Source organism: Bradyrhizobium sp. AZCC 1721, from assembly GCF_036924715.1.
Classification (GTDB): Bacteria; Pseudomonadota; Alphaproteobacteria; order Rhizobiales; family Xanthobacteraceae; genus Bradyrhizobium.
In genome coordinates, this window is sequence record NZ_JAZHSB010000001.1 from 5,391,682 (window position 1) to 5,416,599 (window position 24,918).

A 24,918-nucleotide genomic window follows, 5' to 3' on the forward strand; every position below is an offset into this window, starting at 1 on the left:
ACGCGCGTTAGCGACGATTTCTCTTATCGGAGATATCCGGGGTCGTAGTGTTCCGGCCCGTGTTGGAGACGCTTTCTTCCTCAACCACCGGTTCGATGTAGGTGCTGTGCAGCGAGATCGGCGACTTGAAGCCGTCGAACATGATGCGGACAGTGCTGCGATAGCGGCCGGAGCCGATGGTCACCCCTTCCCGGCCGGCGAACTTTGGGCATCGCGCCGCCCCGAGTGCGCTCATCCTGACGCGTGTCCGTTCAGGCAACGGAGTCCGGTGATCGGGTGGCTGTTTGGGCAATCGCATCCTTGGGCCAAGCGCCTTCGCCGGTTCATCTATCCGCCGGAGAGGAAATACGTTCGGTCTCGAATGCATGGCGAGAAATCCACCGGCGCACCATGCGCCGGCAGTCGATGATTGCCGGCCGCAAGCCGAGCAATACCCCGGCTGGGCCGGCATCTCGCGCTATTGCGGAGGCCGGCTTGGTCAGAATGACGCCACACGTTCGCCAACAACATGCACGCATGCGATCAGTCGCGGCATCTTGCGATATTCAACCATCGACACAGGCTGTGCTTTGGAGATTTGAAAATGCAGATGAGGCCGGGACGACGGCCCGACGTCGCCGGGTCGAGCCTAGGCGACTTTGGTAGGAAGGCCTTGCGGCTGCGCACCGCCGCAGACATGCGCGAGGCCGACAACGATACCATCGTACCTGCTTCGTCAGGGCAGGCGTACGTATCGAAAGATATATCAGCCAGGTTGCGAGGTACGGCTTTTTGCAGTCGAGGAATGAGAAAACACGCTTTAATGACCAGTTCTTGACGACATTCGGTCACATTCGGGCCGCTTGGCATCCCCCGTTAACGAGGGTAAAGTTTCTTTCGAACAATTAAGATACAGAGTGAACTAATTCACAGTAACTATGAGCGGTTCTGAAGGAATCTAGTATTAAAATCCGGGGGCGCGTTATGTCAGTCCCACGCAAGAAGACTGTATTTATTGTAGACGCAATGGCCTTTCGACGAGCTCGAGCAGAGAGCTTCTTAAGTTCCTGGGCCAGCAACGAACAGGTCGAACTGATTTCGCTCGATCCCGATGAGGCGCACAGAAGGCTTATCGAGCGGAGCGAATGCGAGATGCTGATTTACAGCGTCGGCACCTCCTCTCCCCACGAGGTCTTCACCGAGATACAGGTGTTGCATACCCTTCGCCGGGAAGCGGCACTCGCCATCATCTCCGACGATGAACATCCCGCCACCGTTGTCGCGGCGATCCGTTGCGGAGCCCGGGGCTACTTCAGCAATTCCATGGCACCCGAGCTTGCGTTGCACGCCCTTTCATTCGTCCTCCATGGCGGCACCTACTTTCCGGCGACCGCCATACTGGCCAGCCAGACCTTCAGCCCGCCGGAGCCTGAACAACAGACGCAGGCGCCCCCTCTCGGGCCAGAGGACGGTCCTTACGACCAGCAAGGGCCCCTCTTCGACGGTAAGGCGGTAAGCGTGCAGCGCGACCATGGCCTAAACGGCGCGCGGAACGCGCCCGAGTTTACCGAGCGGCAGTGCGCGGTGCTCGCTTGCCTCTGCCAAGGCGATCCCAACAAGGTGATCGGTCGCAAGCTCGGCATGACCGAAACGACGGTGAAAGTCCATGTCCGCGAAATCATGCGCAAGCTGGGCGTGAGCAACCGGACCCAAGTCGCGATCGCCGGGGCGCGCGTCTCCTTCGACAGTCCCGTCGCACTGATTACTCCGGATTCAGCCATGACGGTCAGGTCATCCATATCTCACTAGCGATTGATTTTCGGCATTGCGCCGGTTGCCATTTCATCGCTCCTGCCGGAACTCGCGGCAATTTCTCGATCTGTCGGCCAGCGCATCCTCGCTACGGGAAGCGGCGGCATCCTATTGCAATGCCACAATATATGATTATCGTCATATAACAGCGATCGAACAGAAGGACCCCGCAATGGCCGCAAGCCCCGATCCCGTCGTCATCCTTTCCGCCGCCCGCACGCCGCTTGGCCGGTTCATGGGCGAATTGTCCCCCTTCAGCGCGCACAGGCTCGGCGCTCACGTGATCGGCGCGGCGCTGGAACGGGCGAAACTCGCGCCGGAGCGGATTGAGGAGGTGTTCATGGGCAACGTGCTGCCGGCCGGACAGGGCCAGGCGCCGGCACGCCAAGCTGCGCGCGGCGCCGGACTGCCTGACGCCACCGGCGCCACCACGGTCAACAAGGTGTGCGGCTCCGGCATGAAGGCGACGATGCTGGCGCACGATATCATCAATGCCGGTTCGGCCTCGATCGTGCTATCCGGCGGCATGGAGAGCATGTCGAACGCGCCCTATCTGCTGGCCAAGGCGCGCGGCGGCTATCGCGCCGGGCATGACCGGATCATCGATCACATGATGATGGACGGGCTGGAAGACGCCTACGAGACCGGCCGCTCGATGGGCGACTTCGGCGAGGCTACCGCGGAGGCCTATCAGTTCACCCGCAAGGACCAGGACGCCTACGCGATGGAGACCTTGACCCGCGCCCGCAAGGCGGTCGAGGGCGGCGCGTTCAGGGCCGAGATCGCGCCGATCACATTGTCCGAGAAGGCGGGTCCGCGCGTCATCGCCAATGACGAGCATCCGCTCAAGGTGGATCCGGCCAAGATTCCCGGATTGAAGCCCGCGTTCCGCAGTAACGGCACCATCACGCCGGCCGCCTCTTCCGCGAATGCCGACGGCGCCGCCGCGCTGGTTCTGGCCAAGCGCTCGCTCGCCGATCGCGACGGGCTACCAGTGCTCGCCGAAATCAAGGGTCACGCGACCCACAGCCAGGAGCCGCAATGGTTCACCACCGCGCCGATCCCGGCGATCCGCAAGCTGCTCGACAAGGTCGGCTGGACCGTCTCCGACGTCGACCTGTTCGAGATCAACGAAGCGTTCGCGGTGGTGGCGATGGCGGCGCAGAAGGATCTCGGCATCGCGAGAGAAAAACTCAACGTCAATGGAGGCGCCTGCGCGCTAGGCCACCCGATCGGCGCCACCGGCGCGCGTCTGATCGTGACGCTGCTGCATGCGCTGGAAGCGCGGAACTTAAAGCGCGGTGTCGCTGCGCTCTGCATCGGCGGCGGAGAAGCGACCGCGATCGCCGTCGAGCGCGCCGCGCGCTGATCGGGCCGTCGGAAGGACTGCGAGCGGCGCGAAGGGTGTCGCTCGCCGTTTTCGGGGCCACCTTCAAGCTGCCAGGGCGGCATGTCTCAAGCGCCTTGTCGCCGCACGCCTGACCTTTTCGAAGGCCAAAGCTTCGATCTGCCGCACGCGCTCGCCGGAAATCGACAGTTCACGCCCGAGCTCTTCCAGGCTCGGCGGATCCTCGCGAAGCCGCCGGGCCTCGAACACGCGGCGCTCCCGCACCGTCAGCACATCAAGGGCCGAATGGAGCGCCCTCGCCCGTTGCCCGCCCTCATCCTGTTCGGCGATCATCGCCTCCGCGTTCGGCGAAGGGTCGACCAGCCTCGCTTCCCATTCGGTAGGCCCGTCTTCATCGACGGATGCATTCAGGGAAAGGTCGCCCGTCAGACGGCTGCTTATCTCGATCACATCGCGAACGGGGACCGCGAGCTCCCGCGCGACGGCCTCGGCCACCTCCGGCGTAAGGCCCGTCCTGTCGCCTCCGAACTTGCGCATGGCGCGCCTGAGGCCAAAGAACAGCTTCCGTTGAGCTGCCGTCGTCCCGATCTTGACCAGCGAGCGCGACCGCAGAATGTAATCGTGGATCGCGGCCTTGATCCACCACAAGGCGTAGGTGGAGAACCTGGCACCACGGCCCGGCTCGAAATGCGAGGCCGCGATGACAAGGCCGAGATTGGCTTCCCCGATCAGATCGGCAAGCGGAAGGTCGTATCGCTGGTAGCGGCGCGCGACCTTGGCCGCGAGCCGGAGATGGCTGGTGACGAGCGCATCGGTAGCGCTTCGGTCTCGGTGCTGCTGCCAGCGCCGGGCAAGCTGCTGCTCGTGCGTCGGTTCAAGCAGAGCGTATCGCTTGATGAGTGCGGCATATTCATCCACGATATCTCGCGATCTGTCTCCAGTCAGCGGCTCGCGCCTGTCTGACAGTATCGTCGTGCTGTGGGCGTTCATGGGTGGCTCCAATCCATCGGGTCCGGCAGAGAGACCCTAGGGGACGGCACCGCGATGCCGCCATTAAATTGGAATTGAGGAATCTAAATTCGCCGTTAGCGTCCGTGCCGCTCTGGTCTCGATTTCAAAATCGCACGATTTCGCTCGAGGCTCGCGAAACCTCGATCGGTGAGCATTCGCGCGCTCGTGCGAATTTCAAACGACCGCTTCCCTGCAAGCGCTTTGCACGACAGCTCAAGACCAGTTGAGCTTTGTAAAAGGCAATTTAGTGGGACGCGGTCGCGCCCGCCCTACATCTCCGTCATGCATCCGCTGCCTGGATGCAGCCTCAAGCGAGCAGTTCGCATCGAAAAGAACACGCGCCCGTTGCGGCATGTGACCGCGCATGCGCGTCCAGCGAACTGCCGCGTAGATGATACGGAGAAAGACAATGACCTCGATCAAGACCATCGCTGTCGCAGGATTGCTGTCCATGATGGCGGCAGCGCCTGCCTTCGCGCAAGAAGCCATCCAGGAGCCGGGCAGTTTTGCATTTTTCTATCCCAATCTGGACGTGCTGAATGGCGGTGCACCCACGCCGGCCTACCGGATGGAAGGGCTGCCGCCCTCGGTGATGCAAGCCTATAACGAAAGGGAAAGCGGCATGGCCGGCCCCAGCGTCTGGCAGCATCGGCGTGTACACCACGCATCCCGCGCCGAGCATGATGACCGCCGGCATGGGTGACGTTGGCGGACCTATGTCCGGCCACCTTGCTCATCGGGGCAAACGATCTCCACCCGGCCTCCCGGGCCGGCGTGGATGATCAGGCGAAAGCCGTGCAGCTTCACGATTGCCGAGACCAGGTTGAGTCCAAGGCCGATGCCCGGCGTGTTACGAATCTTGTCCGAGCGATAGAACCGGCGCAACACGGCTTCGTGCTCCAGCGCGCTGATCCCCGGACCCGTATCTGTCACACGCAAGATGGTTTCGCCCTCACCGCGCAGCAGCGCAAGCTCGACCCTGCCGCTCCGGGGCGTGAACTTGATGGCATTGTCGACGAGATTGGCCACCGCCTCCAGCAGCAGGTCGCGATCGCCGCGTACGGAGAATTTGTCGGCTATGTTCACGCTCAGCGCGATCTGCTTGTCTTCGGCGATCGGCTCGTACATGTCGCAGACCTCGCGCAGCATGTCGCCGAGCGCAACGTCGCCGAAGGCGGACGAGCGGCGGCTGTTCTCGATCTCGGCGAGCCGCAACAGCGCCGTGACGATCGACAGCGACTGGTCGATGCCGGCGATGGCCTTGTCGACAACTTCCTGGAGTTGCTCCAGGGTCGTCGCGTTGGTACGGCCGCGCTCGAGCGTCAGACGAGCGCGCGTCAGCGGCGTTCGCAAATCGTGGGCGATGTCGTTGCCGACGCCGGCCAGCGCGTTGATCGTGGTCTCCAGCTCATCGAGCATGCCGTTGACGATGGCGGCGAGCCGCGAGAACGGTTCATCGACGTTCTTGTGCGGCAGCCGCTCGCGTAGATCTCCGGCGATGATGCGCTGGACCCGGAAGTTGACCTCCTCGACCCGCCTGCGGGCACGCGCGCTCAGCCAGGCGCCGGCCAACAACCAGAGACAGAACGCAGGCAACAGGCCAAGCGCCAGCGCCGCTCCGACGACCCTGAAGACTTCCGCCGTTTCGTCGACGTTTCGCCCGACCACCAATATGTCGCCGTTCTCGAGGCGCCGCGCGACGGTTCTGACGGATGTCGCACCGGCTTCCTTGTCATCAAGGCGCACCAGCGGCATGCTCCGCGCCGGTGCCCCGATGTCGAGCCCGTCCGGCAGGGCTGCGACGTTGCCGGCCAGCCGATCCCCGTTCGCGTCGAACACGCCGGAGAACTGAACGCCGCGGGAATCCTGCCCGAGATGATCATTGAGCGCACCGATCAGACGCTCGCGCGGCAATCCGGCAAAGAAGCCGATCTGCGTCGTGATCATGCGATCGGATCGCGCGATCAAATAATCGTCGATCCTGAAGTAGATGAAACCGAACAAAACCGTGACGAAGATCGCGAACAGGCCCGCCAGGATCGTGGTCCAGTGAAACGTCTTCGAGCGAATGAACTGCAACTGAAGCTTCCCGGCCTGCCGTTCGATCACCTTGCCGGCCCAACGGCGCGGGCGCCCGGCAAGGCCGCCAAAAGTCAGTCAAGGCACGGCACGAAGAATGAATCCTGCGCCGCGGACATTTTGAATCATCGGGGCGTCGTCCGGACCGTCGACCTTGTGCCGCACGCGGCCCATATGAACGTCGACCAGGTTGGTGGCGGGGACGAACTTGTAATTCCAGACCTCTTCGAGCAGCATCGCGCGCGTCAAGAGTTGGTCGCTCCGCCGCATCATGTATTCGAGCAGGCGAAACTCGCGCGGCAAGAGATCAATCCTGCGCTCGCCGCGTTTTGCCGTCCGCTCGATCAGGTCGAGCTCGAGTTGCCCCACCCGCAAGTTGGTTTCCCGCGTTTCCGGCGGGCGGCGCAGCAACGCCTCTATGCGCGCGACGAGTTCGACGATCGCAAACGGCTTGGTGAGATAGTCGTCACCCCCCATCCGCAATCCGCGCACGCGGTCATCGACCGCGCCAAGTGCGCTCAGCACCAGCACCGGCGTGCGCACCTGATCTTTCCGCAAGGACTCGATGACGGTGAGGCCATCCATTCCCGGCAGCAGGCGGTCGACGATCATGGCGTCCGGACGCAGGTCGCGCGCCTTGGCAAGGCCATCGAGCCCGTCGGGCGACCATTCCACCTCGAAGCCACGATCGGCCAGTTCGGCCGTGATTTCCCCCGCCGTCTCGCCGTCGTCTTCTATGAGGAGAACCTTCGTCATCTGATCGATCCGATTGCTATCAAGATACCCTCTCGACGCCAGGTGGCAATGATACGCCGGGCAGCCAATAATGCCATGGCGACGCGCACAAGTCTCACGGTTCAGGGGAGCCAGACAGCGCCGCGATCCCTACAATATCCTGCAGGCGCCATCCGCCAGGCGGCCATTCCGCCGCCTCGGTACAAGCACGGCGGGCCCGCCCGAAACAGTTAGCCGCCGGCGGCCCGTTGCGCCAATAAATAGCAATTTAATGAATCGGCGGGCCTGCATTGCCCGATCAGCCGGCACGATGTCGGACAGGTGAGCCCCACGTCACCTTCACGTCGAGTTGAGAGCGCGTGAAGCGATATTCGCTTTGGACGACGGCAGGCCAGCCGCACGTCACAGGAAGAAGCCGGCCTGGCTTCCCCACCTATGGAGAACACCCATGCGCAACCTGAAACTTCTGTCGGCTGTGTTACTCACCACAGCCACCTTCGCCACTCCGGTACTGGCCGCCAACACGCGGCATGTCGTAACCGATGCCAATGGCCGCGTGATGTCGACGATGCATCGCGACGCAGGCGATAGCTGCGTCCGCGCTCCGCGCGTCGGCGCCTATGCCACGGCACCGTGGACCAACCCGCCTTGCGAACCCAACACCGGTTACTGATCCGCTCGCGTTACGACCCAACAACATGCCGGGCTGGCGGAATATCCCGCCGGCCCGTCTTCTTTTGCCCGCACGCCAACGTGTTCTCCTTTGACGCATAGCTGCGGCTGCTCCAGTTCGTGAATGCCAAGGCGGCGAAGACTAACGCCGAATTTAATGGATGCCCTGTGCATCGCACCTACCTGTCACTCATCCGACGTTTCGCTCGCGCGGTCCGTTGAAGTTCGCGCGTCACGGCGCCGAGCATCTGACTGAAAAGGAGTCTCACGATGAAACGAATGCTCACGATACTGGCAACGGCTCTTCTCGCTTCGAGTCTGGTGGTGGGCGCGGCCGAGGCCCGCGGTGGCGGTGGCGGCCACGGCGGAGGTTTTGGTGGCGGCTTCGGTGGCGGCGGCCATATGGGCGGTGGCTTCGGTGGCGGTGGCCACATGGGCGGCTTTGGCGGCGGAGGCCACATCGGAGGCTTTGGCGGTGGGGCCCATATCGGCGGCGTAGGCGTCGGCGAACATGTGGGAGGCATCGGCGGTGACCACATCGGCGGCGACCACATCGGTGCGCACGGTTTCGGACTCCACCAGCACGTCGTGCATCGCTTCGACAGGTACGGGCCGGGATACGGCTACGGGTACTACGGTTATCCCGATTGCTACGACTGGTACTACCGGCACCCCTACAGCCCCTTGCCGCTGAGCTGTAGCTGAACCCGCAGCGCAAGCTGCGCGCAGGCTGTCGGTTCGGAGGACGTTTTCCTGGTTTCTTCAAACGTCCTCCGGACCGATCCCCCAATAGCCCAAAGATATCGCGTGGACTTCGCGCCACGCGTTGTCGTGTCGGTTGAACGGTACTGGAGACCACATGAAACGCTTCCTGATGATCACGGCAGCCTCTGCCTTGCTGTGCGGCCCGGCCTTTGCGCAGCAGGCCGCGGTGATGCCGATACCTTCGCTCTCGGCCACGTCGCCGCTCGGCATGGTGCCAAGCGCGCCAGTCGGCGGCACCGGCATCCCCTTGGGCGCAACGGAAATCGCCTCACCCGGCGTGAGTCCCGCGCCGGCCGACCAGACCGGCACAATCGGCAGCACCGTGTGCTCGACGATCGGCACGGCACCGTCGACGATGTTCGGATCGGCTGCGACCTTCGACGGCGGCGGCGTGGCGGTCGGGACGGTCACACCGCAGAGCACGATGTCCGCGATGCCGATGGCGGGAGCGCCAAATTCGTCAGGAATGTCGTCATCGGGTATTCCGCCGACATCGGCCCTGATCGACACCTCGGGTACATCGAGCATGTGCGGCGCAGGCTCGGGCAATCTTGCAGCGTCATCGACGCCGATGTCTCCGGTGGCGCCGGGCGGCGTGGCGCGCACTGGCATTCCGATGGGCTCGACCGAGCTCGGCAATCTTGGGATTAGCTCCGCCGCGATGGTGCCAACCATCACCGTCGGACCCACCATCAGCACCATCGCGCCGACGGTCCCGACGGTGCCCGCCGTCACGCTGCCGACACCGAACACGACGGCCGTCGCCGCGTCCACCGACGCCATCACAGGGATACCGAACATCACAGGGGCGCCGAACACGATACCAGGCCTATCAACCGCCGCCACGATGTTCCGTTGAGCGGAAACCCACGCGCGAGAAGCAGCCATGAAAATGAAATTTGCAATACCTGCAGTCCTTTTCGGTGCCGTCGCCGCCGGCGGCCTGCTCTATTTCACGCACGCCGACGTGTTCAAAGCCGCTGTCGCGGCCGCGCCGCCACCTCCGGTTCCGGTCGTGGCCGGCGTGGTCGCGCAGCATGACGTACCGATCTACCAGAACGGCGTCGGCACCGTGATCGCGTACAACACCGATGTCGTGCGTGCGCAGATCCAGGGCCAGCTCATCAGCATCAACTTCACCGAAGGGCAGACCGTCCATGCCGGCGACCTGCTCGCGCAAATCGATCCGCGTCCCTATCAGGCCCAGATCGACCAGTTTGAGGGCAATCTGGAGCGCGATCAGGCCCAGCTCACCAATGCCCGCGCCAATCTCGCGCGTTACAACCAACTCGGCGACAAGGGCTGGGCCACGCCGCAACTGATCGAAACCCAGAAGGCGCAGGTCGGCCAGCTCGAGGCCGCGATCAAGACCGACCAGGCGCTGATCGAGGCGGCCAAGGTGCAACTTAGCTACACGCGGCTGACTTCGCCGATCGACGGCGTGGTCGGCATTCGCCAGATCGACGTCGGCAACATCATCAGCCCGACGACGGCCAACGGCCTCGTCGTCGTGACCCAGCTCGATCCCATCTCGCTGATCTTCACGCTGCCGGAAGGCGTGCTGCCGCAGATCCTCAAACAGCAGCAAGCGACCAAGACGCCGCTTCCGGTCCTCGCCTATAATCAGGATGACACCCTGCAGCTAGGCCGGGGCGAGCTCGCGCTGGTCAACAACGAGATCCTGCAGACGACCGGCTCTATCCAGCTCAAGGCAACCTTTCCCAACAAATCTCGTGAGCTGTGGCCGGGTGAGTTGGTGAATGCGCGGCTGCTGATCACGACCCGGCACAACGGGCTGACCGTCCCCGCTTCGGTCGTGCAGCAGGGTCCGAACGGCGCCTATGCCTATGTCATCAAGCCCGACAGCACGGTAGCGATGCGCCCCGTCAAGGTCGCACAGATCACCGACGGCGAGGCGCTGATCGATTCCGGCCTGAAAGCCGGCGAGCAGGTCGTCGTCGACGGACAATACCGGCTGCAGCCGGGCACACATGTCACGCCGCTGCACGGCGAAGCAGCCGAGGAAGCAGCGGCACAGCAAGCACAACAGGCGACGATCCCATGAACATATCCGCGCCCTTCATCCACCGGCCGATCGCAACGGCGCTCCTGCTGGTCGGCCTTCTGGTCGGCGGCCTCATCGCCTACCCGCTGCTGCCGGTCGCGGCGTTGCCGAACGTCAATTATCCGACGCTGCAGGTGACGGCGCAGTTGCCGGGTGCGGATCCGCAGACCATGGCGGCGTCGGTAGCGACGCCGCTCGAACTCCAGTTCGGGCAGATTCCGGGTCTTCTCCAGATGACGTCGGCGAGCGCCCTCGGCTTCACCCAGATCACGCTACAGTTCGATCTGAACCGCCAGATCGACGGAACGGTCAGCGACACGCTGTCGGCGATCAACGCCGCAAGTCCGTTTCTACCGCCGGGCATCCCCTACCCGCCCACCATCCGCAAGGTCAATCCGGCGGACACGCCAATCCTGGTGCTCGGTCTCACATCGGACAGCCTGCCGCTGACCACAGTGGATGCGTACGCGGAAAACATTCTGCTGCAGAAGATATCGCAGATTCCGGGCGTCGGCCTCGTCGGCATCGGCGGCCAGCAGAAGCCCGCCGTGCGCGTGCAGCTCGATCCGCAGGCGCTTGCCGCGCGCGGCATCAATCTCGAGGACGTCCGCACGGCGCTCGGCCAAGCCAATGTCGATTTGCCGAAAGGCACGCTCAACAGCCCACGCCAGACCTATACGCTGAACACCAACGATCAGCTCTTGAAGGCGGAGGACTACGCCAATCTCGTGATCGCCTACCGGAACGGCTCGCCGGTCCGAATCCGCGACGTCGGTCGCGCCGTCAGCGCGCCGGAAAACGACCTGATCGCCGGCTGGTACAACAACCGGCGCGCGGTCATCCTGGCGATCCAGCGCCAGCCCGGTGCCAACGTCATCGACACCGTCGAGCGGATCAAGGCAGAGATGCCGGTGCTGCAGGCCTCGATCCCGCCCGCGATCAAGGTCAACGTCATCTCCGACCGCACCGATACGGTCCGCGCATCCATCCACGACGTTCAGTTCACGCTGATGCTGACGGTTGCGCTGGTGGTGATGGTGATATTCATCTTCCTGAGAAACTTCTGGGCGACGGTCATCCCGGCGGTCACCGTTCCATTGTCGCTGATCGGCACGCTCGCTGTCCTCTACGAGCTCGGCTACAGCCTCGACAACCTGTCGCTGATGGCGCTGTCGATCGCCGTCGGCTTCGTGGTCGACGACGCCGTGGTCGTGATCGAGAACATCGTGCGGCACATGGAAGGTGGCGCCACGCCATTCGAGGCGGCGCTGAAGGGCGCCGGCGAGATCGGATTCACCATCATGTCGATCACGCTGTCACTGATCGCGGTCTTCATTCCGCTGTTCCTGATGGGCGGATATGTCGGGCTGCTGTTCCGCGAATTTGCCGTCACCGTCAGCGTCGCCCTGGTGCTGTCGCTCCTGATCTCGCTGACCTTGACGCCGATGATGTGCGCGCGGCTGCTCAAGCCGGAAAACAGGACGCATGGACGGTTGTTCCGCATCCTCGAAGGTGGCTTCAGTTCACTACTCGGAGCCTACGAGGCCGGTCTCAAGATCGTGCTTCGTCACCGCTTCATCACCCTGTTGACGATGTTTGCGACCATCGGGCTGACCGGCTATCTCTACGTCGTCATTCCCAAAGGCTTCTTTCCGCAGCAGGACACCGGGCTGATCATCGGTCTATCCGAAGCCGCGCAGGATATTTCCTATTCTGCGATGACCGAGCGCCAGCAGGCGCTGCTCAATGCCATCACGCGGGATCCGGCCGTCGCATCCGTCGGCTCGGCGATCGGCGCCGGCGGCGGCAACACCACGGTCAACAATGGCCGCATCTATATTGCGCTCAAGCCCTACAAGCAGCGCGATAGCATGGAAACGGTGCTCGCCCGCCTGCGTGCCAACCTGGCCAAGATTCAGGGCATCACGCTCTATATGCAGGCCGCGCAGGACATCACCATCGGCGGACGCGTCTCGAAAACCCAGTATCAGTACACGCTGGGCGATGCCGATCCCGGTGAGCTGAATCACTGGGCTGCGCTGTTCCTCGACAGGATCAAGAAGATCCCCGGCATCACCGACGTCGCGACCGACCAGCTCAATTCCGGCCCCCTGCTCGACATCTCCATCAAGCGCGAGGTGGCTTCGAGCTACGGCATCCTGCCCTTCACCATCGACAACACGCTCGATGACGCCTTTGGCCAGCGCATCGTATCGACAATGTACACGACCCTGAACCAGTACCACGTGATCATGGAGGTCAATCCGAAATTCCAGTACTCGCCCGAGGCGTTGACTGGAATCTATGTCAAATCCTCAGCCGGCCAAGAGGTGCCGCTATCGACGCTGGTCGACAGTGTGGTCAAGGTCGCCCCGCTCGTGGTCAATCACCAGGGACAGTTTCCGTCGGTGACGATCTCCTTCAACCTGCTCCCCGGCACGGCGATCGGCCAGGCGACAAGCGCCATCCAGAATATCGAGAAGCAGCTCGGCAAACCGCTTTCGCTGCAGACCAGCTTCCAGGGCAACGCACAGGCGTTCGGCGATTCCCTATCGACAACGCCGATCCTGATCGTGGCGGCGCTGTTCGTGATCTATCTTATCCTCGGCATCTTGTATGAGAGCCTGATCCATCCCATTACCATCATCTCGACGCTGCCGTCGGCGGGGCTCGGAGCACTATTGTTGTTGATGGCGGTTCACCTCGATCTCAGCGTAATCGCGATCGTCGGCATCATCCTGCTGATCGGCATCGTCAAGAAGAACGGCATCATGCTGGTCGATTTCGCCCTGCATGTCGGCCAACAGGAGCGATTGTCGGCGGAAGACGCCATCTATCGCGCCTGCGTCATGCGATTCCGGCCGATCCTCATGACCACGATGGCAGCCATGCTTGCTGGCGTTCCCATGATGCTCGGCACCGGCGCGGGCTCCGAGATACGTCAGCCGCTTGGCTACGCCATCGTCGGAGGACTGGCCGTGTCGCAGCTTCTCACGCTGTATACGACGCCGGTGGTCTACATCTACCTCGACAAGCTGCAGGGCTGGCTGTTCGGCAAGAAGAAGCCGGCGATCGAGGACGGCGCCAAGCCGATGCCGGCCGAGTGACGGGAGTTCCGGCCGTTCACTGAGACGCGATGAGAACGATCAACTGTCAGGCCCTCTTCGGGTGTAAGGTCACAACCGAGCGCGAAGCTGCCTGTGCGCTCATCACCTCCTCGATGGCGGCCAGCAGCGCCGCCTGGTCGAACGGCTTTGAGATGCGCGGCAAGTGAGGCTGCGTCGAGCCGAGCAGTTCGGCATATCCTGTGCAGAGCACCACGGGCGTGCCGGGACGCTCGGCGGCCACTGCCTCGGCAAGCAGCAACCCGTTCATCCCCGGCATGGCGTAGTCGGTCACCACGATGTCAATCTTCGGCATTCGGCGCAGAAGCTGGACTGCCTCCTCGCCGGAGCGCGCCTCGATCACGGCGTGGCCGAGATCGTCGAGCATCGCAGCGACACTGTCGAGGACGAGAAGATCATCGTCGACGACCAGCACGGAAAGGGGGCGGCTGCCGCGGGGCGCGGAACGCGACGGCTCCGCCGCATGGGGCACCGGCAGCTTTTCGTCCTGAGAGGCGGGCAGCCAGATCTCGGCCGTGGTCCCTTCGCCGATGCGGCTCTTCAGCCGCAACACGCCTCCGGACTGTTCGGCCAACCCTTTCACCATCGAGAGGCCGAGGCCGGTTCCCTTACCGACGCCCTTGGTCGTAAAGAACGGCTCCTGCGCATGCTTGAGCGTCTCCTCGTCCATGCCGCATCCGGTGTCGCTCACCGAGAGCGCGACGTATCGTCCCTCGGCAAGGCCATCGATGGCATACTCTTCGCGGGCAGCGATGCTGATGACCCCGCCACTGGCCGCGATCGCATCGCGCGCATTGACGGCGAGGTTGAGGATCGCGAGCTCGAGCTGGTTGGCATCGACCTTCACCTTCGAAAGCTCGATCGGAAAACGAGTCTCGACCCGGATGGCTGGATCAAACTTCAGGAGAGCCGCCATTCCGCGCACCAGCTCCGGGACATCCACGACGACGGGCTTGAGGTCCTGCTTGCGTGCGAACGCCAGCATGCGCTGGGTCAGCGAGGCGCCGCGCAGCGCACCTTGAATCGCGTTATCGAGCAGCCGGTGAATCCGGGGATCTTCCGGCTGGAGGCGCTTCTTCGCCAGTTCGAGGCTGCCCAGGATCACGGCGAGTATGTTGTTGAAGTCGTGGGCGACGCCGCCGGTAAGCTGTCCGACAGTCTCCATCTTCTGCGATATCACGAGCGCATCGCGCGTGCGCTCCAGCGCTTCCTGGGCTCGGCGCCGCTCCGTCACATCGCGCACGATCTTGGCGAAACCGATTGCCTCGCCACGCTCGTTTTGCACCACGCGTATCGTCTCCTCGGCCCAGAAGCGGCTGCCATCCTTGCGAACGCGCCAGCCCTCGCCTTCTGACTTGCCTTCCCGCTTTGCGTCGTGAAGCTCGGCATCAGGAACTCCGGACGCGCGGTCTTCCTCGGTGTGAAGGATGGCGTAGTGGGTACCTATGATCTCGTCGCCGTAGCCGATCAGCCGGCGCGCGCCGAGATTCCAGTTCGCCACCCGCCCTTCGGGGTCGAGCATGAAGATGGCGTGGTCGGCCACCCCCTCCACCAGCAGGCGAAACTTCTCCTCGCTTCGCCTGAGTGCCTCGGCTTCGCGATCGGCACGTTCTGCCGAGGCGCGGTCGTACACGGCCGCGGCGAGCCCGATGACGAGGACGATGATCGTGGTGCCGGCGACCAGGAACGCGAGCGGCGCTTGCCCAACCGCGCCGTGGACTGCGCGGCCAAGAATGGCATCCGTGGCAACGAAGGAGGAGCCCCGCATGGCCGCGTAGTGCATCCCGGAGATCGCCAGGCCCATGATGGCGCCCGCCGATATGCGCTCGAGCACGCTCGTCGTGCGAAAGGCGAGCCACAGCGCAATGATGGACGCGCCGATCGCAATGGCGATGGAAAGCACAACCCAGAGGGGATCGTAGTGGATCGAAGCCGCCATCCGCATGGCCCCCATGCCGGTGTAATGCATGCCGGAGATCGCAAGCCCCATTCCGATGCCGGAAATGATGAGCGCGTTCGACCGCTGACTAACGACGACGAACGCGGCTGCAGCGACCAAAATGGGAAGGGCAAGCGAGAGGAGCGTGAGGAGCGGATCGTAGGAAATTTCGACGCCGGGCAGGCTGAACGCCAGCATGGCGACGAAATGCATGGACCAGATGCCGCCACCCATGGCGACGGCTGCAGCCCCAAGCCAGCCCAGGCTGGCGGAACCGGAGGCAGCTCGCATGCGAGTCGCGAGATCCAGTGCCGTGTAGGAAGAAAGCGCGGCGATCAGGACTGACAGCGCGACAAGAACGGGGTCATGGGTGCCTGGATGGTGATGCATTCCGTTGATGTCGCAAGGGAAGCATCTCAATAGCACCGTTCTTGCAGCCGTGCATTGTTCCCGCGCCGAATGGCAATTGAGGGTGCCGAACTCGGCGGAGCGCCTGCCCGGGACCGGAGGGATCGAACTTCCGAACGGCGGAATCGAAATCCGCCAAATTATCCAATGATTTCAAGGCGTTTTTGGAAAAAAAGCTCAAGACGGCCGTAGCCTTTCAATAGCGTGGCAGCCGTTTCCAAATAGAAGCAGTCTCCACAGAGGATCGGTCCCGGCAACATCAGGGAGCGACTGCGCTGAATGGCCTGCGCGCGAATCAATGACTCTAGACCTATGGCTCTAGCAACCGCCGCGGCCGACATTCGCTGACAATGGCCGTTTGACGAGTTGGTGCCCCGTGGGGCGGCCTGGCACCTGGCGATGGATCGTCGTTCAGCCGTGATACGCAAACAGCTCGATTGGGTCGTTGAAGCCGCGCACCGGATATTCCCCGACGCGTTCGAGATCGAAATCGTTTTCGACGAAATCAGCGAACGCGCGGGATAGCAGCACGGTTTTTCCCAACTGTTTGGTGAGGGCTTCGAGACGCGAAGCCATGTTGACCGCAGGACCGATGACCGTGAAGTCGAGCCGGCTGCGCGACCCGATATTGCCGTACATGACATCACCGACGTGGACGCCGATGCCGTAATTCAGCGGCTCACGACCGGTTTCGCCGTTTTTTTCGTTGAGGGCAAGCATGGCCTGACGGGCTTCAGCCACGGCATGCAGCAGATTTGCACAGGCCGATGGCTGGCTCAGCGGAAAAATGGCAAGCAGGCCGTCGCCGATGAATTTCAGTATTTCCCCGCCGTGTCTGGCAATCGGCTCCGACATCGCATCGAAATAGCCGTTCAGGAGATCAATAACGTCATCGCGCGGCCAGTTGTCGGAGATCCTGGTGAAATCACGCAGATCGCAGATCATGATGGCAGCGCGTACCGTCGTCCCGCTGCCCCGCCTGGTGGCGCCGGCTAGAATGAGCTCGCTGGCATGCGACCCGACATAGGTTTCGAGCAGCGTTCGCGCCAACCGGTTCTTGACACGGATTTCGCTGACCAGCGCCAGAACCGGCAACAGTTCTAACAGGCTGGCGATATGCGCATCGTCGAAACCTCCTGGCCGGTCGGTTGCAAAGGTCACGATATGCCGCTTACCGAGCGTATGATACAGCGGCCACGCCACATAATCAGTCAGGCCTTTCGCCCGCATCTCGTCAAAGACGGCATGCTTGCGGCCCAGTGACGGGTCCCGTTCGAGATTTTCGCGCACCTCGGAGGCACCGTCATGGACTTCGTTGGCGGGACTGCCGATGTATTCGGATCGCTCCCTGACGTCGTAGTCGACCCTCGCAATCTCCGCCTCGCGCATCCCGTCGGCCCACATGATCCGTGCGCCAAGCCATTGCGGATGGTGGATCAGGATATGAAGCGACGCCCGCTTGACCGGTATGCCTGCTCGCTGGAGCCGGATACACAGCTCAGCGAAAATATTGTCAATGAAGCGCTCATCACGCGTGCCGTTTGTCAGCCAGTGCAAGACGTCCCGGTCAGAACACGCGGTAACGGGATCGATTTTTGGCGGCGCGTTCATATCTTGCTCCTGAGCAGTGACCTGGATCGACGGTACAGGATATGTCGTGTCCTCGCGCGACCTCGTCAACGGAGCCCGCCGCAATCTGCTTGTGCGCATCGGGTTGCCGGCGAGTTGTCGCGTATCCGGCGCGAGAGGGCGCCGCGGTCGTGCCGGGCTTGCGCTTTGAGCCCTAACTGGAGCTGGAGGGATCGAACCTCAGAATGGCGGAATCAAAATCCGCTTGATTATTCAACGATCTCAAAGCGCATTTGGAAGAAATTCAAAAAATGCGCCCTAGCAATTTCAATAGCTTGGCACTCGTTTCCAAATGGGAGAAGCAGTCCTTCGTTGGGCAACTCAGCTCCAAGAATGATCATCAAGATCTCTGGTCGCTCAGGCCAAGCTCCTTTCCGGGCACGCGTCCAGACATCAAGACGCGGGTCCCTAATGCTTCCTGCGGAACACGCTGCTTCGAAGTAAACAAGGTAGTGACGAGCCCTCGCATGTTAGGTGGGCTTCCAGAGCCGCTGGCACGCCACCCAGAATAAAACTACGAACTCTTATGTGGTTGAAATTGCGATATAATCCAGACTGCAGCCGGAGGCCATAAGCGCGTACCGCGTAGCGGTAGGTTCAAATCGTGGCCTGATGATCGTGCAGGGGCATGTGGGTCCGCGGAGCAAACCACCATTGAGTACGCAAACCGAGATTTTCCGGCGCCTCGTACGCGACCATATGCGACCGCCGCCTGTTCGTGTTGCACCGGGCACGACGGTGGGCGAGGTCGTAAGCCTGATGACGGCGACGCCCGCGTCCTGTGCCGTCGTCATCGATGCTGCGGGCCGCCCCAGGGGCATCGTGACGGAACAGGACGTCGTGCGCCGGATCGCGTGGCGTACGGAGCCCGATCAAGGCGTCGAGTCGGTGATGACGGCGCCGGTAGTCGTGACGGGGGCCGACGACTACCTTTTCCAGGCCGTCGCCTTGATGCGCCGTAGCAAGCTTCGGCATGTCCCCGTCGTGGACTGGAGCGGAGCGATGATCGGCATGCTCGCCTTGGACGAAGCGCTCGCCTCTTTGTCGAGCGAGAGCATGTCGCTCATCGAGCAGCTCACGCACGAGGAGAGCGTCGAGGGCCTGCACCTCATAAGGAAGGCACAGGCCCAGCTTGCCAGCGCACTGTTGGACAACAACGTTTCGGCGCCGGAGGTGCAGTCGCTGCTCACGGAAATCAACAACGATATCCACCGGCGTGTCTTGAGGCTGGTCGAAGCGGCGATGCGCGACGACGGCTGGGGGGAGCCTCCTGCGCGGTTCGCTCTCATTATCATGGGGTCGGGCGGGCGCGGCGAAAACTTTCTGGCGCCCGACCAGGACAACGGCTTCATCCTCGCTGACGACGTCGTCGGCCAGGGCAAGCGTGCGGACGCATATTTTCTGGAGCTTGCCGAGCGCATGACGCGGATGCTTGACGCGGTCGGTTTTCGCCTCTGCGTCGGCGATGTCATGGCCACCAATCCCGTCTGGCGCAAGCGCCTGTCGGATTGGCGCCGGCAGATCGACAACTGGATCAGGCGGCGCGAGTCCGAGATGCTGTTGAACTGCGATATCTTCTTCGATTTCCGTCATGCGTTCGGCGATCCCGCACTCTCAAGCGAGCTCCGCGCCCACGTCACCGCAGTAACGTCGGAGTCCCCTCAGTTCCTCCGACACCTGTTCGCCATCGAAGCCGAGCACAAGGTGGCACTCGGCTGGTTCGGACGCTTGCGCAAGGAGTACCATGGGGAGTATCGGCAGGGTGTGGTGAACCTGAAGCTTCGTGGAACGCTTCCGCTCGTGGAAGGTACGCGGCTGCTTGCGCTTAAAGCCGGCATTCCGGCCACGTCGACTCTCACCCGGCTTGACTGCCTCAAGGAGAAGGGAGCCATCAGCGCTGGAGACCATGAGGATCTTGCCGACGCCTTCAGGCATATGACCCGTCTCTTGCTGCGCCAGCAGCTGAAGGACTTCAAGGCCGGGCGCAAGATCACCAACTATGTCCCTGTGGCTGATCTCTCACAACGCGAAAACAAACATCTCGTGGCGTCTTTCCGCGCCATCGAAAACCTGCGTGCAACACTGAATATGGAATTCGCGGAACGCTCGCTCTAGCTGGCGAGCAACTCGCCACGTTGCGGTCAAGTGACTTCGCGAGCGGCCGTGGCCGGGTGGGAGAGCTCGGCCGAAGAGGCGGCCGAAGGGATGCGGACGAAAAAAGTCGCACCCTTGCCGAGTTCGCTCTCGACCCAGATGGTGCCCCCGAAGCGCTCAAGGATATGCAAACTGATCGGCAGCCCCAGACCGGTGCCCTGCGGCTTGCCGATCAATGTGTCGCCCGCCTGGCGGAACCGCTCGAAAATCTTCTTGTGATCCTCCCTGGCGATGCCGACACCATTGTCATGCACGCTGATCAGGACGGACCCCGCTTCTTCTGCTCGCCCCACAATGGTTATCAAACCATTGTCCTTGTCGCAGAACTTGACCGCATTCGAAATCAGATTGACGAGCACTTGCGTGATCCGATCGGCGTCAACGAGAATCCTCGGCAGATCCTCGGCCACGCGGCACTCAAGCTTGATGCGGGGGTTCTTGGCGAACAGGCCGGCCGTTGCGGCGAGCGCGTTGTCGATCACCTTCCTTGGCTCGATCCTAGCCAGTTGCCAGTCCGTCTGGCCCGCCTGCATCTTGGCGAGATCGAGGATGTCGTTGACAAGCCTGGTCAGCCGCTCGGTTTCCTGAACGATAGTACCGAGAAACATCTTGCGCTGCTCGACGGGAATGTCCGGATTGTCGTGCACGATCTCACTGAAGGAGCGGATCGAGGTGAGCGGTGTCCTGAACTCATGGCTGATCGTCGAGACGAAGTCGTCTTTCATCTTGTCGAGCTCCTTGAGCCGCTCGTTAGCGGCCCTGAGCTCGGCCGTCGCCGCCTCGAGCTGCTGCGACTTCTCCTCCAGTTGACGGCTGTAGACAACGAGTTGAGAAGCCTCATCGAGGATCTGCATGACCTCATCGATGTCGTGCATCTCCTCCCTCAACACTGAGGCGATCATAATCCGCGCGGAGGCCGCGCCAATGGCGCCGGCGAGTTGCCGCTCCGCGTAATGCACGATGTCCGCGTCCGCCGCATGCGCATCGTCGAGCCGGCGCTCTCGGTCGCGCTCGAAGCGCTGGAAGGCTTGATCCGTCAAGGTCTCACCGATGAAGCGATTGGAGAGGCGACGGAGGTCGCCAATAGTGGCCCTGCCGCGCCAAATGCGCGCGCCCTCGGACGGCTGCTTGAAGATGTCCACGAACTGTACGGCCTGGCTGCGCTCGATCATGGTCTGCGTCGTCATAAGCGATACAGCGGCATAAAGTCCGATATTGATCACCATGGTCCAGAACAGGGCGTGCGCGATGGGATCGAGGCCGGAAAGCCCGAGCAACGCATAGGGACTGAACAGTGCAAGCCCCCATGGGCCGTCCTGCACGAAGCTCTCCGAGATCCACCCCGATCGTGCGAACGAAGGCAGCAGCAGGGTGTAGATCCACACCAGGAACCCGGCGCTCATTCCAGCCATAGCGCCGAGGCGGGTCGCTCCCTTCCACAGGATGCCGCCGAGGATAGCGGGCGCGAACTGTGCGGCAGCGACGAATGACATCAGCCCGATGGAGACGAGCGCGTAGGATTCGCCGATCAACCGGACATACGCATAGCCGAGCAGGATCACGAAGATGATGGCGCTGCGGCGGATGGCGAGCATGAGGCCAGACAGATCCTTGCGCTCCGAGAGATGCAGTCGGCCGAAGCGCAACAGCAGGGGCATGACGAGATCGTTCGACACCATGGTGGCCAGGGCAATGGTTTCGACAATGATCATGCCCGTTGCCGCGGAGAGGCCGCCGATGAATGCGAACAACGCGATGGTCCAAAAATGCTCGGCCATCGGCACGGTCAACACGAAGGTGTCGGTATCGACCGTATTTCCGGGAAAGTGGAGGAGCCCGCCAAAAGCGATCGGCAAGACGAAAATGTTGATGAGCAACATGTAGACCGGGAACAGCCAGATGGCCTTCTTGATGTGGCGCTCATCCACATTCTCGACCACCAGCACCTGAAACTGGCGCGGCAGCAAGACAATGGCTGCCATCGAGACCAGCGTCAGCGAAATCCAGCTCGTGTACCCGCCGGCTGCCTCGAGCGTAAAGAGACGCGCGAGGGCTGGGTCGGTGGCCGCGCGCGAGAACACTTCGCCGAAGCCGCCATAGATGCCGAAGGTGACGAATAGCCCAACCGCCAGGAAAGCGAACAGCTTGACCACCGACTCGAAGGCAATCGCCGCCACCATGCCTTCATGACGCTCGCTGGCGTCGATGTGCCGCGTGCCAAACAGGATGGCAAATGCGGCCATGATCACCGCGACGTAGAGCGCTGTGTCCTGCAGGACCGGAGTCGAGCCAAGCTTGGCCGGCATCACGATGTCCGGGTAGTGCTGGAGCACGGCGAAGCTCGTCGAGATCGCCTTCAGCTGCAGCGAGATGTACGGCATGATGCCGACGACCGCGATGATGGTCACCAGTCCGCCCAGAAAGGAACTCTTGCCATAGCGCGAGGCAACGAAGTCGGCGATCGAGGTAATGCGATTGACCCTTGCTGATGCGTATGATCTTGCGGATCAGAAACCAGCCAAGGATGAAGGTCAGCGTCGGGCCAAGATAGATGGGCAGGAAACTGACGCCGGAGGACGCGGCCCGTCCGACGCTGCCGTAGAAGGTCCAGGCTGTGGCGTACACGGCAATGGACAGCGCAAAGATGTAGGGGCTCGCGATAATGCTCCGACCCTGGTCCGCGCGGCGGTCGCCATAGTAGGCGATGGCGAACAGGATCGAGAGATACAGGAAGGAGACCGTGACTATGACGTACCCGCCCAGCATGGCTCAGGCTCGCGGTCTGCGGTTGGGACCCTGGTCGGAATTCGGGCCAGGCTCGCTTTCGGCAATCTCCTCGTCGGGGTCCGGCCGCTCGACGATCAAGCCCGTGAGGGCGATCAGCGACGCCCATGATAAAAATAAATAGAGGTAAAGCGACGGTATCCCGCCCACTAAGGTGGCCTTGTCGAAGGCGCCGATCAGCGGCGGTGTGAGCAGAAGCAAACCGAACAGGAACAAGCCGATCAAGCGCTCGCCGGTCAATCCTCGCCTTGGCATGGTATCACCTCGATGTGCGCTTCGCTGCGTCCTTGCCGCGACAGCGCGGAATCATATGAGTTGCGCCTGCTGACGGCGATGCTCCATCATCCGGCTGGAAATCCTGGCAGCCTGACCGAGCGTCTCGATCCCGCGGGCTCTCAACAGATCCAGGAGCTTTACGAAGATCGCGGCCGTGGTCATGGCGTCGCCGATTGCGGTGTGCCTGCGAATGACCTCGACACCCAGTCGTTCAGCAGTGGCAGTCAGCGAAAAATCGGACACATCCGGCTGCAGATACACGGACAGAAGCAGAGCATCGAGCACCGGGTTGTCAAATTTGACGCCTGCCTGCTCGGCCCCGTTCTCGAGGAATTTCATGTCGAAGGCGGCGTTGTAAGCGACGAGCACGGATTCACCGATGAAGGACTTGAATTGCGGCAAGACGACTTGTGCTGGGGGCTTGTCGCGTACCATGTCGGTGGTGATGCCGTGAATTCGCGTCGTGCTGGCGGGGATATCGCGACTCGGATTGACCAGTCGCTCGAACGTCTCGCCCGTCAGAATGCGGCCATTAACCACACGAACTGCTCCGATCGAGATCAGCTCATCACCCTCGTCGGGCCTTACGCCGGTGGTCTCGGTGTCGAATACGACCAGGTCGAGCTTGCGCAACGGCGTGTCCCTGATTGCCTCAGTCGGAAGAGCAAACAGGTCGAAGTCGTATAGCTCCGGCATCGGCACAACGCGGTCCCGGCGTTCCCGGGCGGGCGGCTCTACGGCCTTCCTCAGCGGCAATCTGAGGCACGTGCGCCCCTCCGGCAGCACCTGGCTCCATAGCTCGCTGCCATGCTGCTCCACGATCTCGCGGACTGTGCGGTTGCCGATCGTACCCTTCAGCGGCTCGGCCAGCCAGACTTCGATGATCGCCGAGGCGAGCGGCGCGCCGTCCCAAACCACCTCGACGTAGACGTATTTGTCTTGCACCACGGCGCCGATATCGAAGGCGGCTTTCGCCGTGTGCCTGGCAACGGCGCGGATCAGATGCTCGAGCGCCAGCACCAGCGAGTGACTGTCGGCATGAATCCAGACCGGCACGCCCACGGGCGTGACCTGGATGCCGTCGGCGTCTGCCAAATGCCTGCGGACGGCGCGGAACAGATCCAACGAGTAAATGTCGGCCAACTGCCACTGACCCGTCGCAAGGCGTTCGTAACGCTGCGCAACGTCGGTAAAGCTCCGATTGAGCGCTTCGACCTCCTTGCCAACGACGTCTTGAAAGACGCGGCGCTCGCTCGCTTCGAGCTCCCCCGCCAGCATCTCGGTCGCGGCGCGCAAGCTTGCAAGCGGCCGTCGCCATTCCATGGCGACCTCGCGCAGAAGCGCATCGCGCTGGGCCACGTTTTCGAGTTCGGCGCCGACATCGGCAAAGGTCAACACGTAGCCTGAGGCACGGCCCGAAGGTTCGCGCACCAGGCTGAGCCTCGCCTGCAGCAAAGTCGCAAGGTCGACCGACGCACAGACGAAGCGGCGCGTCGTGGAATCGAGCGTCGATTCTCCGGTGGACCGGGCTTCATCGCCGGCTGCGTCCTCTGACCGTTGCAGGAGCAGCTCAAGCGTCAATAGCACGGGCTCTCGCGTCAGCACGCCAAACAATGAGCGGGCAAGTCCAAGCGTATCGCGCGCGTTGAGTATCCGGGCGGCGGCTTGGTTGTAGAGGAGTATGCGGTGCTCGAGATTGCAGACGATCACACCTTCGGAGAGATCGAGCAGGATGGCCTCGAGCCGGCTCTTCTGTTCCTCCGCACGCCGCGTGGCAGCATCTACGGCCTCCTGTGTCTCGCCACGCGCGGCTCGGAGCGCGCCGAGTATTTTTTCGACCGCCGTTGCAAGCCCATCGAGCAAGTGGCCGCGATCGACCGCGAGCGGTCGATCGACGCGTATCTGCGACTGCATCAGCAGTTCCCGCTTCAGAGCGGCCAGAGGCTTGAGGAGCTTGACATGCAGCAGCGCCCAAGCCAGTCCAACCAAAGCGGCGACGACGGCAAATGCGATGGACATGTAAGCGCCGACCGCTCCGCCACCTTGCACCGCCTGCCACAGCGCAACGCCGGACACAGCGAAGGCGGCAAGCGCCAATGCTGCGAGGAGGATTGGTATCGCAACGGCAGCCTGCATC

18 protein-coding genes are annotated in these 24,918 nt (G+C 62.5%); 8 read left to right on the forward strand and 10 right to left on the reverse strand.

The window, feature by feature from the left end; translation table 11 throughout:
• Window positions 1-7: 7 nt before the first annotated feature.
• Window positions 8-235, reverse strand: a complete 228-nt coding sequence (locus V1273_RS26005; protein ID WP_334364095.1) for a hypothetical protein — start codon at window positions 233-235, stop codon at window positions 8-10.
• A 770-nt stretch (window positions 236-1,005) separates the two neighbouring features.
• On the opposite strand from V1273_RS26005, the gene V1273_RS26010 reads away from it, so the two are divergent.
• Both V1273_RS26010 and V1273_RS26015 read left to right on the forward strand, forming a co-directional pair.
• Window positions 1,006-1,788 carry a response regulator transcription factor gene (locus V1273_RS26010; RefSeq protein ID WP_334364096.1) on the forward strand — a complete coding sequence of 261 codons (783 nt, stop codon included), beginning with the start codon at window positions 1,006-1,008 and terminating at the stop codon, window positions 1,786-1,788.
• Window positions 1,789-1,963: 175 nt separating this feature from the next.
• On the forward strand, window positions 1,964-3,160 hold the full coding sequence (locus V1273_RS26015) for an acetyl-CoA C-acyltransferase (protein ID WP_334364097.1): 1,197 nt from the start codon (window positions 1,964-1,966) through the stop codon (window positions 3,158-3,160).
• A gap of 63 nt (window positions 3,161-3,223) precedes the next feature.
• On the opposite strand, the gene V1273_RS26020 is transcribed toward V1273_RS26015, so the two are convergent.
• Window positions 3,224-4,129 (reverse strand): RNA polymerase factor sigma-32, encoded by a 906-nt coding sequence (locus tag V1273_RS26020; RefSeq protein WP_334364098.1) that lies wholly within the window; start codon window positions 4,127-4,129, stop codon window positions 3,224-3,226.
• A 430-nt stretch (window positions 4,130-4,559) separates the two neighbouring features.
• On the opposite strand from V1273_RS26020, the gene V1273_RS26025 reads away from it, so the two are divergent.
• Window positions 4,560-4,853 (forward strand): hypothetical protein, encoded by a 294-nt coding sequence (locus tag V1273_RS26025; protein WP_057843297.1) that lies wholly within the window; start codon window positions 4,560-4,562, stop codon window positions 4,851-4,853.
• A gap of 11 nt (window positions 4,854-4,864) precedes the next feature.
• Here the strand turns inward: V1273_RS26025 and V1273_RS26030 are convergent, their stop codons facing one another.
• Together V1273_RS26030 and V1273_RS26035 are read right to left on the reverse strand one after the other, a co-directional pair.
• Entirely contained in the window at window positions 4,865-6,229 is a 1,365-nt protein-coding gene (locus V1273_RS26030) for a sensor histidine kinase (protein WP_334411352.1), read from the reverse strand.
• 78 nt (window positions 6,230-6,307) lie between these two features.
• Entirely contained in the window at window positions 6,308-6,985 is a 678-nt protein-coding gene (locus tag V1273_RS26035) for a response regulator transcription factor (protein WP_334364100.1), read from the reverse strand.
• Between the two features lie 427 nt (window positions 6,986-7,412).
• Between V1273_RS26035 and V1273_RS26040 the strand changes: the two genes are divergently transcribed.
• Window positions 7,413-7,637: a hypothetical protein gene (locus tag V1273_RS26040; RefSeq protein ID WP_334364101.1), complete on the forward strand. Its 225-nt coding sequence runs from the start codon at window positions 7,413-7,415 to the stop codon at window positions 7,635-7,637.
• A gap of 269 nt (window positions 7,638-7,906) precedes the next feature.
• Entirely contained in the window at window positions 7,907-8,341 is a 435-nt protein-coding gene (locus V1273_RS26045; protein ID WP_334364102.1) for a hypothetical protein, read from the forward strand.
• A gap of 57 nt (window positions 8,342-8,398) precedes the next feature.
• Here V1273_RS26045 and V1273_RS26050 read toward each other — a convergent pair whose 3' ends face one another.
• The gene (locus V1273_RS26050) at window positions 8,399-9,202 is read right to left on the reverse strand and encodes a hypothetical protein (RefSeq protein ID WP_334411354.1); all 804 of its coding nucleotides are present in this window, start codon (window positions 9,200-9,202) and stop codon (window positions 8,399-8,401) included.
• Between the two features lie 85 nt (window positions 9,203-9,287).
• Here V1273_RS26050 and V1273_RS26055 point away from each other — a divergent pair, with 85 nt between their 5' ends.
• Together V1273_RS26055 and V1273_RS26060 are read left to right on the forward strand one after the other, a co-directional pair.
• Window positions 9,288-10,466, forward strand: a complete 1,179-nt coding sequence (locus tag V1273_RS26055; RefSeq protein ID WP_334411355.1) for an efflux RND transporter periplasmic adaptor subunit — start codon at window positions 9,288-9,290, stop codon at window positions 10,464-10,466.
• Window positions 10,463-13,573 carry an efflux RND transporter permease subunit gene (locus tag V1273_RS26060; RefSeq protein WP_334411356.1) on the forward strand — a complete coding sequence of 1,037 codons (3,111 nt, stop codon included), beginning with the start codon at window positions 10,463-10,465 and terminating at the stop codon, window positions 13,571-13,573. The genes V1273_RS26055 and V1273_RS26060 overlap by 4 nt, the downstream gene beginning before the upstream one ends.
• Window positions 13,574-13,619: 46 nt before the next feature.
• Here the strand turns inward: V1273_RS26060 and V1273_RS26065 are convergent, their stop codons facing one another.
• Window positions 13,620-15,920 (reverse strand): MHYT domain-containing protein, encoded by a 2,301-nt coding sequence (locus V1273_RS26065; protein WP_334411357.1) that lies wholly within the window; start codon window positions 15,918-15,920, stop codon window positions 13,620-13,622.
• Between the two features lie 429 nt (window positions 15,921-16,349).
• Window positions 16,350-17,549, reverse strand: a complete 1,200-nt coding sequence (locus tag V1273_RS26070) for an adenylate/guanylate cyclase domain-containing protein (protein ID WP_334381115.1) — start codon at window positions 17,547-17,549, stop codon at window positions 16,350-16,352.
• Between the two features lie 672 nt (window positions 17,550-18,221).
• On the opposite strand from V1273_RS26070, the gene V1273_RS26075 reads away from it, so the two are divergent.
• The gene (locus tag V1273_RS26075; RefSeq protein ID WP_334411358.1) at window positions 18,222-19,682 is read left to right on the forward strand and encodes a DUF294 nucleotidyltransferase-like domain-containing protein; all 1,461 of its coding nucleotides are present in this window, start codon (window positions 18,222-18,224) and stop codon (window positions 19,680-19,682) included.
• 26 nt (window positions 19,683-19,708) lie between these two features.
• On the opposite strand, the gene V1273_RS26080 is transcribed toward V1273_RS26075, so the two are convergent.
• The 3 genes from V1273_RS26080 to V1273_RS26090 all read right to left on the reverse strand — a co-directional run bounded on the left by V1273_RS26080 (window position 19,709) and on the right by V1273_RS26090 (window position 24,917).
• Window positions 19,709-22,129, reverse strand: a complete 2,421-nt coding sequence (locus V1273_RS26080) for an ATP-binding protein (RefSeq protein WP_334411359.1) — start codon at window positions 22,127-22,129, stop codon at window positions 19,709-19,711.
• Between the two features lie 361 nt (window positions 22,130-22,490).
• Window positions 22,491-22,745: a hypothetical protein gene (locus tag V1273_RS26085; protein WP_334364110.1), complete on the reverse strand. Its 255-nt coding sequence runs from the start codon at window positions 22,743-22,745 to the stop codon at window positions 22,491-22,493.
• A gap of 66 nt (window positions 22,746-22,811) precedes the next feature.
• A complete protein-coding gene (locus V1273_RS26090) occupies window positions 22,812-24,917 on the reverse strand; it encodes a 3'-5' exonuclease (RefSeq protein ID WP_334381112.1) in 2,106 nt (701 codons plus the stop codon).
• Between the last annotated feature and the right edge of the window lies 1 nt (window position 24,918).